The sequence below is a fragment of the Cognatundibacterium luofuense genome, assembly GCF_018139685.1.
Taxonomy (GTDB): Bacteria; Pseudomonadota; Gammaproteobacteria; order Burkholderiales; family Burkholderiaceae_D; genus Undibacterium; species Undibacterium luofuense.
Map to the genome: position 1 here is coordinate 1 of NZ_JAGSPN010000144.1, position 458 is coordinate 458.

The following is a 458-nucleotide window of genomic DNA, read 5'->3' on the forward strand; positions in this document are numbered from 1 at the left end:
GGCATGCATGCCAAGGGCTGGAGCCGTGAACAGGGTATTAAGTATTTGCAACAGACCCTGGGCTATACTGAAGCTGCCTCACGTCAGGCGATAGAGCGTTATATGGCCTGGCCAGGTCAGGCACTCGGTTACAAAATAGGATCGCTGAAAATCATGGAATTGCGCCATCTGGCTGAAGCTGAATTGGGGCAGCGCTTTGATCTGCGCCAGTTCCATGATGCGATTTTGAGCGATGGCACGCTACCTTTATCGCTATTAGAGACTAAAATGCGAAAATGGATTACTGAACAGAAATCTGTTAACGCAAACAAATAAGTTCCATTTTTGCAACTCACTGATTTGCCTTTCTGCTCACGACCGGATTTTCCGGTCGTTTTCTGGTACAAGCCGCACTGCCTGATTGACCTGAGAGACTAAGTCAAGCAGAATGAAACCCTATTGGGCGGCGTTGCCTATTT

The 458-nt window shown here is 48.0% G+C and carries 1 protein-coding gene; it reads left to right on the forward strand.

What is annotated here, in order from left to right:
- The coding region (locus tag KDM89_RS19740; protein WP_212689592.1) for a DUF885 family protein at positions 1 to 315 on the forward strand (315 nt) is incomplete at its 5' end.
- Between the last annotated feature and the right edge of the window lie 143 nt (positions 316 to 458).